The sequence below is a fragment of the Sagittula sp. SSi028 genome, assembly GCF_048553715.1.
Classification (GTDB): Bacteria; Pseudomonadota; Alphaproteobacteria; order Rhodobacterales; family Rhodobacteraceae; genus Sagittula.
This window is the reverse complement of the sequence record NZ_JBLZNC010000001.1, coordinates 578,410-592,168: the sequence shown is the minus strand read 5'-3', so window position 1 is coordinate 592,168 and position 13,759 is coordinate 578,410. Positions and strand designations below refer to the sequence as shown.

Annotated in this window: 13 protein-coding genes; 7 read left to right on the top strand and 6 right to left on the bottom strand. The window is 60.2% G+C overall.

Features of this window, described 5'->3' with window-relative positions; all coding sequences use genetic code 11:
- Positions 1–38: 38 nt before the first annotated feature.
- The gene (locus ACN5AZ_RS02820) at positions 39–1,859 is read right to left on the bottom strand and encodes a phosphatidylglycerol lysyltransferase domain-containing protein (RefSeq protein ID WP_419427323.1); all 1,821 of its coding nucleotides are present in this window, start codon (positions 1,857–1,859) and stop codon (positions 39–41) included.
- A 193-nt stretch (positions 1,860–2,052) separates the two neighbouring features.
- A complete protein-coding gene (locus ACN5AZ_RS02815) occupies positions 2,053–2,370 on the bottom strand; it encodes a DUF1476 domain-containing protein (RefSeq protein WP_419427322.1) in 318 nt (105 codons plus the stop codon).
- A gap of 234 nt (positions 2,371–2,604) precedes the next feature.
- On the opposite strand from ACN5AZ_RS02815, the gene purC reads away from it, so the two are divergent.
- From purC to ACN5AZ_RS02785, 6 genes are all read left to right on the top strand, one after another.
- Positions 2,605–3,366, top strand: coding sequence for a phosphoribosylaminoimidazolesuccinocarboxamide synthase (gene purC / locus ACN5AZ_RS02810; RefSeq protein ID WP_419427321.1), 762 nt, complete (start codon positions 2,605–2,607; stop codon positions 3,364–3,366).
- Between the two features lie 134 nt (positions 3,367–3,500).
- Entirely contained in the window at positions 3,501–3,731 is a 231-nt protein-coding gene (gene purS, locus ACN5AZ_RS02805) for a phosphoribosylformylglycinamidine synthase subunit PurS (protein WP_419427320.1), read from the top strand.
- 133 nt (positions 3,732–3,864) lie between these two features.
- Positions 3,865–5,850, top strand: coding sequence for a methyl-accepting chemotaxis protein (locus ACN5AZ_RS02800; protein WP_419427319.1), 1,986 nt, complete (start codon positions 3,865–3,867; stop codon positions 5,848–5,850).
- 129 nt (positions 5,851–5,979) lie between these two features.
- On the top strand, positions 5,980–6,645 hold the full coding sequence (gene purQ, locus ACN5AZ_RS02795; protein ID WP_419427318.1) for a phosphoribosylformylglycinamidine synthase subunit PurQ: 666 nt from the start codon (positions 5,980–5,982) through the stop codon (positions 6,643–6,645).
- 37 nt (positions 6,646–6,682) lie between these two features.
- Complete coding sequence (locus tag ACN5AZ_RS02790; RefSeq protein ID WP_419427317.1) at positions 6,683–8,440, top strand: sensor histidine kinase; 1,758 nt, start codon at positions 6,683–6,685, stop codon at positions 8,438–8,440.
- Between the two features lie 8 nt (positions 8,441–8,448).
- A complete protein-coding gene (locus ACN5AZ_RS02785; protein ID WP_419427316.1) occupies positions 8,449–9,783 on the top strand; it encodes a sigma-54-dependent transcriptional regulator in 1,335 nt (444 codons plus the stop codon).
- Between the two features lie 89 nt (positions 9,784–9,872).
- Here ACN5AZ_RS02785 and ACN5AZ_RS02780 read toward each other — a convergent pair whose 3' ends face one another.
- Genes ACN5AZ_RS02780 through ACN5AZ_RS02765 form a run of 4 tightly spaced genes read right to left on the bottom strand, consistent with a single transcriptional unit; the run spans position 9,873 to position 12,873 of the window.
- Complete coding sequence (locus ACN5AZ_RS02780) at positions 9,873–10,943, bottom strand: dihydropteroate synthase (protein ID WP_419427315.1); 1,071 nt, start codon at positions 10,941–10,943, stop codon at positions 9,873–9,875.
- A complete protein-coding gene (locus ACN5AZ_RS02775; RefSeq protein WP_419427314.1) occupies positions 10,940–11,605 on the bottom strand; it encodes an HAD family hydrolase in 666 nt (221 codons plus the stop codon). Before ACN5AZ_RS02775 ends, ACN5AZ_RS02780 begins: the two co-directional genes overlap by 4 nt.
- Complete coding sequence (locus ACN5AZ_RS02770) at positions 11,605–12,528, bottom strand: methylenetetrahydrofolate reductase (RefSeq protein WP_419427313.1); 924 nt, start codon at positions 12,526–12,528, stop codon at positions 11,605–11,607. Before ACN5AZ_RS02770 ends, ACN5AZ_RS02775 begins: the two co-directional genes overlap by 1 nt.
- Positions 12,529–12,558: 30 nt before the next feature.
- The gene (locus ACN5AZ_RS02765; RefSeq protein ID WP_419427312.1) at positions 12,559–12,873 is read right to left on the bottom strand and encodes a virulence factor; all 315 of its coding nucleotides are present in this window, start codon (positions 12,871–12,873) and stop codon (positions 12,559–12,561) included.
- Positions 12,874–13,114: 241 nt separating this feature from the next.
- Here ACN5AZ_RS02765 and ACN5AZ_RS02760 point away from each other — a divergent pair, with 241 nt between their 5' ends.
- Positions 13,115–13,753, top strand: coding sequence for a hypothetical protein (locus ACN5AZ_RS02760; protein ID WP_419427311.1), 639 nt, complete (start codon positions 13,115–13,117; stop codon positions 13,751–13,753).
- Positions 13,754–13,759: the final 6 nt, after the last annotated feature.

Sequence of the window (13,759 nt, the reverse complement as noted above, 5' to 3'; positions counted from 1 at the left end):
AGAGCATCTATCGGATGTCCACAATGGTTCGACGGTGGTCAGATCGCTTTGCGCTGTCGTGCGGTTGGGGGCGCAACCGTTGCGTGACGTGGCGCGGACACCATGGCATCGAGGTCCCACAGATCTTGCACGCTTCGGCGAAGCGGTGGGGGCCGAACAATGGTCTGACGCAGATCTGCCGCGCAGAGGGTCATGGCCAGAGCATTAGGAGCCGCAAAATAAAGCGGTCTCCACGTAGGTGCAAAGCTGCTTTTGAAACGGCTCAGGCCTGCGCTGTTTTCGATCCAGTGCGGCGTATTGGGGTGCGGAACGGCGGCCAAACTGATGTCGCTTATGTCATGGGCCGCGGCGGTTGCGATGACGTGGTGAATCAAGGCATGCATCGTGCCGTGAGGGGCGTCAGGCATGTGGCGGGTGACATCCAGCGACATACTGCCGTCAGACCGCAACCAGCTGGTAAAGGCGATCAACCGGTCACCCTGCCATGCGCCGTAAAGCGGTTTATCACTCAGATATATCGGGCAAAACCGCCCCATGGTCAGCCCACGTTCCGCGCCATGGGCATCCTCCCACCGGCTGTGAATTTCGGTCAGGCGTTCCCAGTCGGGGTCGGTCAACCGTGCGACACGCACGCCGTTTTGTTCGGCCTTGCGAACTTGGCGGCGCAGTTGACGGAATTGCGGCCCGTCCAGGCGATGGGTTGCGGGGTTAATATGCGCCTCCATCGCAAAGGGCAGGACCGTCCAGCCTGCGTCGCGCATGTCCCGCGCATCGCGGGCCTCAATCTTATACAAGCAAGGGATGCGGTTTTCCTCACGGGCGGCACGGCGCAATTCGGGGATCAGTTGCGACAGGCTTCCCTCAAGAGGGCCGAGAAACAATGCAAGACTATGAGGTGTGCGCAGGGCGACTCCCTCCGCCGCGAACCCGCTCAAGGCACTATGGTCGTTCTGGGCAGCAATCCCGAACTCGGGCCGTGGTCCGGTAAGCGTAGCCTCCAATTCGGGCGCAGAGAACGCCGTATGCCTAGGGGCCAGCAGCGCCCACAGAGCGCCAAAAACGCAAGGGACCGCATAGTAGACAAGGCGAAAGGCGATCAAGGCAGCGGCGAGGTCTTCAATAGGCGTTTGCGGCAGCAGCCAGATCAGCGTCATCTCGAACGGTCCGACGCCACCGGGGGTGCCGCCGATCATGCCTGCGCCAAGGGCAAGGGTGAATGCCGCAACCAAAGTCACAAGATCAGGCCCAAAATCGGGCGGCAACAAAAGCTTCAACGCGGTGCCAGCGCAGATGACATCAATGGCCGCAAAAGCCACCAGCGATAGAAATGCGCGTACCGTGGGCAGGCGAACATAGCGTTTGCCCACCCGCACTCGGTGAAACCGGATCAGGGTTAAACAGCCGAGCACCAGCAGACATGGGATGATCAGAAGCGACAGTGCCGGGCGCTCCAGCAGGATCGGGGCGACCGCGCCGACGGCCAAAATGGCCCAAGCGGCGCAGAAAGTGGCCGTAACAAAGGCCGTGACTTGGATAATTTTCGCAGACCCCAAGCCGCCGATCATGCGCCACCGCAGCGCCGCGCCCACGGCCGGACCAAAGCCCGTGGTCTGTGCCACTGTGATGGCCGCCGCGCCTGTGCCGCGTGCAACCGGGGCGGGGACGTTTGTACCGAAATGGCGGTGAGCGATCACGTCGTACTGCGCCACGGCCCAGAAACTGATGCCCACCGCAGCCAATGCCGCCAGCCATGAGGTGACCGGAATGCCAACAAAGGCAGTGGCCGCCGCCGTCCAGTCAATGACCTGTGCCTCGCGCCAGAGCAGCGCCACCAGAAACGTGCCTATCAGCAGTGGCACTACGGGCTTAAGCAGGCGGATCCCGCGTTCTAGAGTGGTTTCACCGGACTGCTCTGCCTTCAGGAGGGTTTTTTGAACCCTACGCGGGCAGTGTTAATGCAATCTTTGACGGTTTTGAAAACTGCGCAGAATTAAAAGCAAAAGCGCGCCGGGTCAGGCGCGCTTTGCAGGATGTCACAGAAAACAGAAGGGGTTAGCTGACTTCCTTCATGATCTGATCCTTCGCCACCGGCACAAGCGAGGCGCGTTTGGCGCGGATCTCGTCCGCCGTTGCCTTGTCGCCCAGATCGCCTGCGACCTTGCGGATCACATCTTCGATGCCGGCTTCTTCGAAATCGGATTTCACAACTTCGATGGCATAGGCATTGGCATCATCGCCGGTCTTGCCCAGCAGCTCTGCCGCCCAAAGGCCCAGCAGCTTGTTGGTGCGCGCTTCGGCTTTGAACTGCATTTCCTGATCATGCGCGTATTTGTTTTCGAACGCATTCTCGCGGTCATCAAAGGTCGTCATCGGTTTGGCTCCCGGATCGAGGTCTTGGTATCGTTGTCAACGGTATGCCGCTCCGCGCGGTCGTGTGCAAGGGTGCGATGGCCCATTCCGGCTGCGCTGATACGATTGCGAAAACCGCGTCGGATTCGCGCGTCGCCCTTAGGCACAGGCTTGCACAGTGCTGTCTTTGGACGTAGAAGGCCAGTAACACCGCGCGTATTTCGCGCGGTTTTTCCCGTTTTTGAAAGGGGCCCCATGGCACGGCGTAAGAAGATTTACGAAGGTAAAGCAAAAATCCTGTATGAAGGCCCGGAACCGGGCACGATTGTCCAGTATTTCAAAGACGATGCCACCGCTTTCAACGCCGAAAAGAAAGACGTGATCGAAGGGAAGGGCGTGCTCAACAATCGCCTGTCCGAATTCTTCATGACCGGTTTGAACGGGGTCGGGGTGCCAACGCACTTCCTTAAGCGGCTGAACATGCGCGAACAACTGGTCCGTGCCTGCGAAATTATCCCGCTCGAGATTATCGTGCGCAACTATGCCGCCGGATCGCTGACCAAACGGTTGGGGATTGAAGAGGGCACAGCCATGCCGCGCCCTATCGTCGAATACTGCTTCAAGGACGACAAACTCGGCGATCCGCTTGTGACCGAGGAGCATATCGCAGCTTTCGGTTGGGCATCGCAGCAGGACATGGACGATATCGTGGCACTGGCCTTGCGGGTAAACGATTACCTGTCTGGCCTGATGTACGGTGTCGGCATCAAGCTGGTCGATTTCAAGATCGAGGTCGGTCGCGTCTACGACGGTGACTTCCAACGCTTGGTTGTGGCCGACGAGATCTCGCCCGACAGCTGCCGCCTGTGGGATCTCGAAACCGGCCAAAAGCTGGACAAAGACGTGTTCCGTCAGGACCTTGGCAACCTTGCCGACGCCTATACCGAGGTTGCGCGCCGCCTTGGCGTCATGCCCAAGAACGCAACGCACAACAGCAAACCCACGCTGATCAACTGATCGTTTCGGACTTTTGAGACTGGGGCCGGGCAGCAATGCGCGGCCCCTTTCACGTGGTACGCCCGGCTTTTCTCTTGCATTCCGTGGCGCAATGCGTTTCCTGCGCGGCAATAACTGATCCCGGAGGTGAACCGATGAAAGTCCGTGTGCATGTAATGCTGAAGAACGGTGTTCTGGACCCGCAAGGCGAGGCCGTGCGGCATGCGCTTGGGGCTTTGGGCTTCGACGGCGTCGGTTCGGTGCGTCAGGGCAAGGTGATCGAACTCGACGTGGCCGAGGGCACGACCGAGGAGACGATTGCGGACATGTGTGAAAAGCTGCTCGCCAACACGGTCATCGAAAGCTACCAGATCGAAATTCTGTGATCTGTTGAGCTACGGCTTGGACGGATTTTTCGTCTAATTCGCCGTATGGCGCCCTACAGAATGCGCCTTCAAAAACGTTCCCTTAATGGTCCGCGTGGCATCAGCCTTCTCAAACTAGGTAGAGAGGGTCGCCATGCGCCGCTTCGGGAACAATTTGAAGTTCACTCTTTCGGCGGGATTCGCCGTCGTTCTGATACTGGTATGCGCGGGCCTGTTTTGGGTGTTCGATACGCAAAGCCGCAAGGCGGCGATCGACAGCGCGCAGGACCGTCAAAGCGCGTCTTTGCGCATTCTGATCGACAAATTCTCGCAGCAATTCCCTGACATTACCTATGAATTGACCGATGATGGCGCGGTGAGCGAGGTGCGCTGGGACGGAATGTCATTGCCTGAGGGACATGAGCTGATCGATGCGGTTGGCCGCATTTCCGGTGAAACGGCGACGTTGTTCCAGTGGGTGCCGGAAGAAGGCGACTTTATCCGGCGGACCACCAATATAATCAAGCCTGATGGTGAGCGTGCGGTGGGCACATGGCTTGGAAAGGCAAACCCCGTTCACGCGATCATGCTGGACCAGCAGACTTTTCGTGGCGAAGCCGTGATCCTGGGCAATCCTTACTACACGATCTACCAGCCTATTCTGGACGCCCAGAACAATGTACTCGGGATCTTCTACGTTGGCGTTGACAAGGGCAGCGTAGAAAGCCAGATCAGCCAACGGGTCCAACTGGCACTCATTGCCTCGACACTTGCTGTCATTGGCGGATTGATTGCGGTCTGGGTCTTGTTGCAGACCTCGCTTCGTCCGATGGCGGCAATCTCGAACCGTCTTCAGAAAATCGCAGAGGGCGCGCTGGACGCGCCGGTACCGCATACCCATCGCAGCGACGCGTTGGGTGTCACTGCCCGGGTTGTAGATGGTTTCAGGCAGACGCTGGCGGAGGCAAAGAGCTCCGAAGAGCAGGCCAAAGCGCAGCGGGCTGTTCAGGATAAGGTGGTAACTGCACTGCGCAAAGGTTTGTCCGCATTGGCTGACCGCGATCTAAGCGCGCGCATGGATGGTACGGATTTCCCGGAGGAATACGAGGTGCTACGTCGCGACTTCGACGCCGGAGTTCAAAGCCTCGCGGATGCACTTCATCAGGCCGGTAATGTGGCGTCTAATGTCCGTATGGCAGCATCCGAAATCGGGTCTACATCGGACGAACTTGCCCGCCGGGTGGAGATGCAGGCCGCAACACTGATGCAATCGGCTGAGGCATTAAATGGGCTGACCAGCACTAGCCGCGATATTAAATCGAACGTCGATCAGGCGGATGCGCTGGCCCGCAAGTCGCGAGAGCTTTCGGACGAAAGCGAGCAGGTGGTGCGCGACGCAATCGGCGCGATCAATCGCATCGAAGAGACGTCGGACAAAATCAATCAGATCATCACGGCAATTGATGATATCGCCTTCCAGACCAACCTTCTTGCGCTGAACGCGGGTGTCGAAGCCGCCCGTGCGGGATCCGCCGGCAAAGGTTTCGCCGTAGTGGCGTCGGAAGTGCGTTCGCTGGCGCAAACGGCGGCCAACTCCGCTCAGGAAATCAAGACGTTGATCACTGCCAGCGGGGAAGAGGTGAGCGAAGGCAGCCGCTTGGTTCAAAAGACCGGCAGTTCCCTGTCCCAAGTGCAAGAGCAGGTCGAAAGCCTTGGCCAATTGATCTCCAACATTGCAGAATCCGTCCGCGTTCAAACCGAAGGCTTGGCCGATATCAACGAAGGCGTCCAGCGGCTTGAGGGCGCGACCCAAGAAAACGCGGCTATTGTCGAAGAGCTGAATGCATCCGGTCAAAGCCTGAATATGGAAGCAGAACGCTTGTCAGACACCATGCGGGTTTTCGAACAAGACAGCGCCGAACCTGTGAAAGGGGGAGCCGTCACCAACTTGACAGACGCCGCCACCACGTGGACAGACGCAGAGCAAAAATCGGCACCGACCGCTGGGGCGAAAAAACCAGAGGCGGAGGTCAAAAAAGCCGTAAACGCGCCAACCCCGATGCCAGAGCCTGCAGCACATGGAGAGCAAACATTGCCTGAAACACAGGCGTCGGACACCGACTGGGGGGAGGAGTTCTGACGGGGACAAGGCGCTTAAGGTAAAAGCGCCCCTGTCTTTTTTAGAAGCCTGTGCTAAAGCAACCTCGCGCGGCGACTCGTCGTGTGATCTGCGAGCGGATGCTTGCTTCAATCAGTGAGGACAGTCGAAATGAAAGCCGCCGTCATTGTATTTCCGGGTTCCAATTGCGACCGTGACATGGCTGTCGCCTTTGAACAAGCGGGCCTGCAGGTCGAGATGGTTTGGCACAAAGATGCTGACCTGCCGGCGGATACCGACATTGTTGGCGTTCCGGGGGGCTTCTCCTTCGGGGATTATTTGCGCTGCGGTGCCATTGCAGCAAATGCCCCGATCGTGAACGCGGTAAAGGCGCATGCGGATCGCGGCGGATACGTTTTGGGCGTCTGCAACGGCTTTCAGGTTCTGACGGAGACAGGCTTGCTTCCCGGGGCATTGCTGCGCAATGCAGGGCTGAAGTACATTTGCCGGACAGTCGGTCTGCGCGTCGAGGGAAGTTCCATCTTTACGGATCCCTATGGCGCGGGCTCCGAGATCAACCTTCCCATCGCCCATCACGACGGGAACTATTTCGCGGATGCTGATACGCTGGACCTGCTTGAAAACGACGGCCGCGTGGCTTTCCGGTATACGGGCAACCCGAACGGATCCGCGCGCGACATCGCGGGTATCCTGTCCGCCAACAAGCGGGTTCTGGGCATGATGCCGCATCCGGAACGGGCGGCAGATCCTGCGCAAGGAAACACCGACGGTGCGCGCCTTTTCGCGCATTTGACGGAGGCCTTGACCACAGCCTGACTTGAGCAGCTGAGCCGCGCGCTTTATCCTGTGCGTTATGGCAATGGCCCAAAACACCTCTGGCTCTCGACGGGCGACACCGATCAGCGGGCGGGCACGCATCGCTTTGATCCTGCTTTTGCTCGGGGCCGTGGGGACGGTTTGGGTCACAAACTGGCTGCTGACGGATCGCTTTACCGAAACCACGCGCAACCGGGCCGAACTGCGCTTGGCGCTATATTCGGGGAACCTGATCTCTGAGCTGCGACGCAATGCAATCGTGCCTGAACTTCTGGCGCGCGACAAAGCCCTGCTAGATGCGCTGAACGCCCAAGACTATGCGCAAAGCTCCCAGCGCCTGATCTCCTTCGTGGATGAGATCGGTGCGGCCAGTTTGATGCTGCTGGATCGCGATGGCCGCTCTGTCGCCGCGACCGACCGCAATCGTCTGGGCGAAAGCCATCGGGCGATGCCGTATTTTGTTGACGCTGTGCGCGCAAACACAACGGTTTTCACGGAAATCGCGCGCGAGGCGGGCGGGTATCGGTTCACCTATTCGCGGCGCATGGAAAGCAACGGCGACACGGTCGGCGTTATCATGGTCGAGGTCGATCTGGCCAAATTCGAGCGCGCCTGGGCCGGGATTTCCGATGCCGTCATGGTGACAAATTCGGACGGGGTCATTGTGCTTGCGACGGAACCGCGTTGGCGCGGCTTGACCCCGGCAGAGGCGCTTGGCCCGCCGGAGGACGGTGCAATCGAACGTCTGATTGCGTCTGCCGCGGATTGGACAGCAACCACCGCAGACGCCTATCTGCGCGGCGAGGCGGTGATGCGCATCGATGGCCGCATTCCGTTTCGCGGCTGGACCCTGTCGACCTTCACGACCTATTCCAGCGTGCGCGAACGGGTGAACGCGGTATTGGCGTTGGAGATCATGGGATTCGCGATTCTGGCGGCGATGGTGTTCTACACACTTTCACGCAAAACGGCGGTGCGGATGGCGCTGTTCCAGCGGGACGCGACAGAGCTTCGGGCGCTCAATGCACGGCTTCAGCGGGAAATCGCCGAGCGCGAGAAGGTGCAAAAGAACCTCGCCGTGGCAGAGCAATCGCTGGCGCAGTCGTCGAAGCTGGCCGCCTTGGGGGAGATGTCCGCCGCCGTGGCCCATGAATTGAACCAGCCCTTGGCGGCGATGAAGACCTATCTGGCGGGGGCGCGTCTGTTATTGAACCGCAATCGCCCCGACGAGGCGCTCAGCGCCTTTCACCGGATCGACGATCTGATTGAGCGTATGGGCGCAATCACGCGGCAGCTTAAAGGCTTTGCCCGCAAGGGGCAGGAAGCCTTTACGCCCTTTGATATGAACGATGCGCTCGCATCGTCGTTGTCCATGATGGAGCCGCAGTTGAAATCGCGTCGGGTGAAGATCACCAAGATCCTGCCGGATGCGCCGGTCCGCGTTATGGGGGACCGGATGCGGATCGAACAGGTGCTGGTGAACCTCTTGCGCAATGCGCTGGACGCCACCAAATCCGTAGATGACCCGCAGGTGGAGATCATCCTTGCGGCTGGCGAAACCGCGACGCTGAGCGTGCGCGACAATGGAGACGGGATCGAAGATCTGGATGCGCTCTTTGAACCCTTTTACACCACCAAGGCTCCGGGCGACGGGGTCGGCCTTGGGTTGGCGATTTCTTCGGGAATCGTCACAGAGCTGGGCGGCCGCCTGACGGCACGCAACGGCGAACGGGGCGGGGCGGTGTTTGAAATGCAATTGCCTGTGTTGAGCACGGCAACGGAAGCAGCGGAGTAAGCACGTTTATGGCGAATGCGATGAAAATTGCCATTGTTGATGATGAACAGGATATGCGGCAGTCGATCAGCCAGTGGCTGGCGCTGTCGGGCTATGACACCGAGACCTTTGCCAGCGCGGAAGAGGCGCTTGGCGCGGTTGGACCGGACTATCCGGGGATTGTGATTTCGGACATCAAGATGCCGGGGATGGATGGGATCCAGCTGTTGAAAAAGCTGATGGGCTCCGATTCCTCACTGCCGGTAATTATGATCACCGGTCATGGTGATGTGCCTATCGCGGTCGAGGCCATGCGCATCGGCGCGTTTGATTTCCTTGAAAAACCGTTCAACCCGGATCGCATGTCGGATCTGGCGAAGAAGGCCACGAACGCACGTCGCCTGACCTTGGACACGCGCCAGTTGCGGCGTGAATTGGCCGAAGGTGGCCAGATCATGAAAAAGCTGATCGGGGCCAGCCCGGCGATGGAGCGTCTTCGAGAGGATATTCTTGATCTCGGCCAAGCGGATGGCCACGTCCTGATCGAAGGGGAAACCGGCACGGGCAAGACGCTGGTGGCGCATGCGTTGCATGCGGTGGGTTCGCGCGCGGGCAAGAAATTCACCCTGATCTCCTGTGGTGCCCATGACGAGGACGCGCTGATGAAGCGCTTGTTCGGGCCGATGCAGCCTGACGACACCCGTCTGCCCGCCTTGGAAGAGGCGCGCGGCGGCACGCTGGTTCTGGAAGATATCGAAGTGCTGTCCGACGCAGCGCAGGCGCGGCTGTTGTCGGTGATCAATGATCAGGGCAATCCCCCCGAGACGCGGATTGTGGCCATTTCCAACCTGCAGGAAGAGGGGCGCACCTGTGAGCAAGCGCTGCGCGCCGATCTGTATTACAGGCTGGCGGCACTGAAGATCACGGTTCCGCCGTTGCGGGCGCGCGGGGAAGACATCCTGACGCTGTTCACGCGGTTGTCGGAAAGCTACGCCGATGAATATGGCTGTGACGCGCCGAAAGTGTCGGCCCAGGAAGCGGCGCAGTTGCTGCAGGCCCCGTGGCCGGGCAACGTGCGTCAGCTGATCAATCTGGCAGAGCGTGCGGTGCTGCAGTCGCGCCGCGGGCAGGGGACCATTGCGTCACTGCTGATGTCGGACCACGATCAGATGCAGCCGGTGATGACCACCGAAGGCAAGCCGCTGAAAGAATACGTCGAAGCCTTTGAGCGCATGCTGATTGATAACACCATGCGGCGTCACAAAGGGTCCATTGCGTCGGTCATGGAAGAGCTGTGCCTGCCGCGCCGGACGCTGAACGAAAAGATGGCGAAATACGGTCTGCAGCGGGCGGACTACTTGTAAGCGGATGGGGGCTTTGCCCCCAAACCCCCAAGGTATTTGAACCAAGAAAAAGCATAGCTGCGGCCCCGCGATATGGGGGCCGTTTTTGTTTACGCTCTGCGGCGGCGGCCCCCGCGGCGGCCGCCGGACGCACCGTCACCGCCTGCGGGTTTGTTGAAGCCGATCCAGGCGGCGCCGCCGTCATCCTGGTTCATCAGGAGGTTCGCGGCGCGGATGGCTTCCATTTCTTTGCCCGGGCGGGATTTGGTGGAGCCCATGCCGAAGAGGCTGACAAAGGTTTCGTCATCCATGCCTTCGGGGAGGATGATGCCTGCGGCCAGAACCTCGGCCTTTTTTTCGGCAATTTTCTTGGCGTTAACCGGAAGGGCAACGGGGTTCATGATGGCGGAGGTCATGCCGGCCCCCATGGCCATGGGCAGGAAGGCGTTGTTGACCCCGTGCCGGTTGGGCAGGCCGAAGGAGATGTTGGACGCGCCGCAGGTGGTGTTGACGCCCAGTTCATCCCGCAGACGGCGGACCAATGTGAACACCTGATGCCCGGCCGTGGCCATGGCACCGATGGGCATGACCAGCGGGTCAACGACGATATCATGGGCGGGAATTCCGAAATCGGCGGCGCGTTCGACGATCTTTTTGGCCACGGCAAAGCGGACATCGGGGTCCTCCGAGATGCCGGTGTCATCGTTGGAGATGGCCACCACGGGCACGTTGTATTTTTTGACCAGCGGCAAAACCAGCTCGAGGCGCTCTTCCTCTCCGGTCACGGAGTTCAGCAGCGGGCGACCTTCGGCGGCGGCCAGACCGTTTTCCAGCGCGCCGGGCACAGAGCTGTCGATGCACAAAGGAATGTCGATGGCATTTTGCACACATTCGACCAGTTGGCGCATGAGTTCCGGTTCGACGAAGTTGTTGTCCGCGTAGCGGGGATCTTCGGCCATTTTGTTGGAAAACACGGCGCCTGAATTGATGTCCAGAACCGTGGCGCCTGCGGCGGCCTGTGCGATGGCGTCGACCTCGACCCGGCTGAAATCACCGCGTTCGAGTTCTTCGTTCAGGATTTTGCGGCCCGTCGGATTGATCCGTTCGCCGATGACGCAGAACGGTTGGTCAAAGCCGATGATGGCGGTTTTTGTTTTGCTTTCGATGACGGTGCGCGTCATGCGTTTGTCTCCCTGAGGTGCGCGCGCACGGACGCGAGCGTTATGTCATTGAAATCGGCGTAGGTGGCTTGGGCGCCGGCAGTGCGCAGGTCTGCATCAGACAGGCTGGACCGGATCCCCACCGTAAATGCGCCAGAGGCCGCCGCCGCGCGCATGCCAGACGGGCTGTCCTCGAATGCGGCGCACATGGCGGGTTTCACGCCGAGTTCTCGCATCGCTTCGAGATAGGGGTCCGGGTGGGGTTTGCCGCGCAGGCACTCCTCGCCCACGATGATCAGGTCGAAGGCATCGCGCAGACCAATGGCGTCGAGCATGGCTTCGGCGTTCAGGCGCGGGGCGTTTGTCACAACCGCCATGTACCAGCCCGCCACCTGCGCCTCGCGGACCAGACGTTCTGCGCCCTGCATAGCCGGATAGGGTCGGGGCAGCCGTTTGCGGAACTCGGCCTCTTTGTCCTCGGAGAGGCGTTGCGGATCACCGGCGTCCGGCATCAGATCGGCAAAGATCTCGGCATTCAGGCGGCCGTGGATCTTTGACAGGTAGACCTCTTCGGTGACCTCGAGGCCCGTGGGGCGCAACATGTCGGCAAACACGTCACGGTGGATGCTGTCGGTGTCCAGCAGCGTGCCGTCGAGATCGAATAGAAGGGCCGGGTGGGTCATCAGGTCTCCGATGCGGGTCTGGCGGCGCTGCCACCATGATCCGAGGCCCACGCCGCATTGGTTTTGATGCCGCCCAGCGGGAAGAAATGCACCTGTTCGATGCCGAAACCGGGATTGGCGGCTTTATGCGCGGCCAGTTCGGTCAGCACCTCGGTGGGTTCATAGGGCAGCAGCAGTTTCGACACATCCATGGCGCGTTTCTGCAGCACCTTCAAGGAGGGACCCACGCCACAGGCGATAGCAAACTTGATCAACGTCTGCAGTTTGGCGGGACCGGCGATGCCGATATGGACGGGCAGGTGGATGCCCTCGGCCTGCAGGCGGTCGACCCAGTCGATGATCGGGCGGGCCTCAAATGCGAATTGGGTGGCCATGGCCATCTTGGCGTCGGTGCGTTCCGAGAAGGATTGCTTCCAGCGAGCGGCCTCCATCACGGCGGTGTCGCTGCCATCAGCATCAATGTCGCGGTTGCCTTCGGGGTGGCCGGCCACATGCAGCCGTGTAAAGCCGGCCTTATCGAAAAGACCGGTTTCCAGAAGCTGCATGGAGCAATGAAAATCGCCCTGAGGCTCTGCCACGCCGCCGGCCAGCAACAGCCCTTGGGTCACGTCGGCTTCGCCTTGGTACATAGCGATCCAGTTTTCCAGTGTCGCCGCATCGCGGATGATCCGCGCGGGGAAATGCGGCATCACATCAAAGCCTTCGCGGTTCAGACGCGCTGCGGTGGTGACCATGTCCTCGATCTGGGTGCCGTCGATATGGGCAATGTAGACGCGGGTGCCTTTGGGCAGATGGTCGCGGAAATCGTCGATCTTGGACGCGGTGCGGGGCATGACCTCGATGGAATAGCCCTGAAGAAAGGCTTCGAGCGCTGCATTGGACGGTTGGGCATCCTCGCGTTTGCGGAAATTGAGCAGTGCCATCAAAGCCTCCCTTAAGGTCATCGTTCGTGTCTAGTCCGCAGTCGCGGCGGACCAGCCGTCGTTGTCGATCAGCTCCTTGATGCGGGCTTGGGTGTATTCCGCATCAAGCTTTGCCGCCGCTTCTTGGGCCGCTTGCATCGGATCGCCGTCCACCGCGCCCGCAGCCACCTTGCGCCATTCGGCGAGATAGTCATCGGTTCCCGCAGCACCGGTTTTCATGGCCGCGCGGTCGATGGCCTGTTCAAACCGTTCCGGCAGTTGAACCTTGGCGCCGCGACGGCCACGGCCCACGATCACCTGAGCGGGAATATCGCGCCAGTAAACGATGGTGAGATCGGTGCTCATGGGTGATTCCTTTGTCCTTGGATAAATTGGTAGCGGGGCACATCGCGCATTCGGGGTCGTTTTTCGACCCCCTTGGCGTCAACTGCGACCTCCACCCCATCCTAAAGGACAGGTCAGTGTGACGCATCTGACAAAATCACGTGGAAAAAGCCCGGATGCTGCCCCGAAACGCGGCCCAATGGGGTCACATTGCGAAGCGACATATTGGTTAACGAAACAGAACAATCCCACCGAGGCCCCTATGACCGTCACCGTACCCCAGCATAAAATCGCCTTTAAGACGTTGCCGGACGCCACGAATGACGCGGTTGCACAGGCGCTGGTTGCACTGGACGAGCCGGTGGTGCACACGGCCCAGCCGCGCCGTTTTCAGCCGGTGTCCTGGGCGCTTCTTGGCGATCACACACGGTTTTGCGTGCTGCGCGATCCGGCCCAGCGGCTGATGGATCTGTATGCGCTGGTGGTGGAGCGGCGCGCAGAGCTGGCGGCCAACTGCAACCTGCCTGACGATGGGCGGTTTCCGGCGAATCCCGATCCCGACTATTTCTTTACCTATCTCGATGCCTATCGCAGCCGCTCGGCTATGGTGAAGCGGGGCGCGATGAGCGCGGCCTTCTTCCTTGGGGAGGATCTGGCGGCGAATTATGACCGCGTGTTCCGTTGCCATGAGTTGCGCCGGATCTCGCGGTTCTTGTCCACGCAGACCGGGCAGGTGGTGCGGCTGAAAGCGCCCAAAGCGCCCGCCTATCGCTTGCAACTGGACGATCTTCTGGACGAGACCATCGATCTGCTGCGTCCCTGGCTGGATCAGGAATATGCATTGGTCGAGGGGTATTTCCGCAATCCGCTGGGCACCAAGGTCTATGCCGTCGGCCAGTGAGCCCCT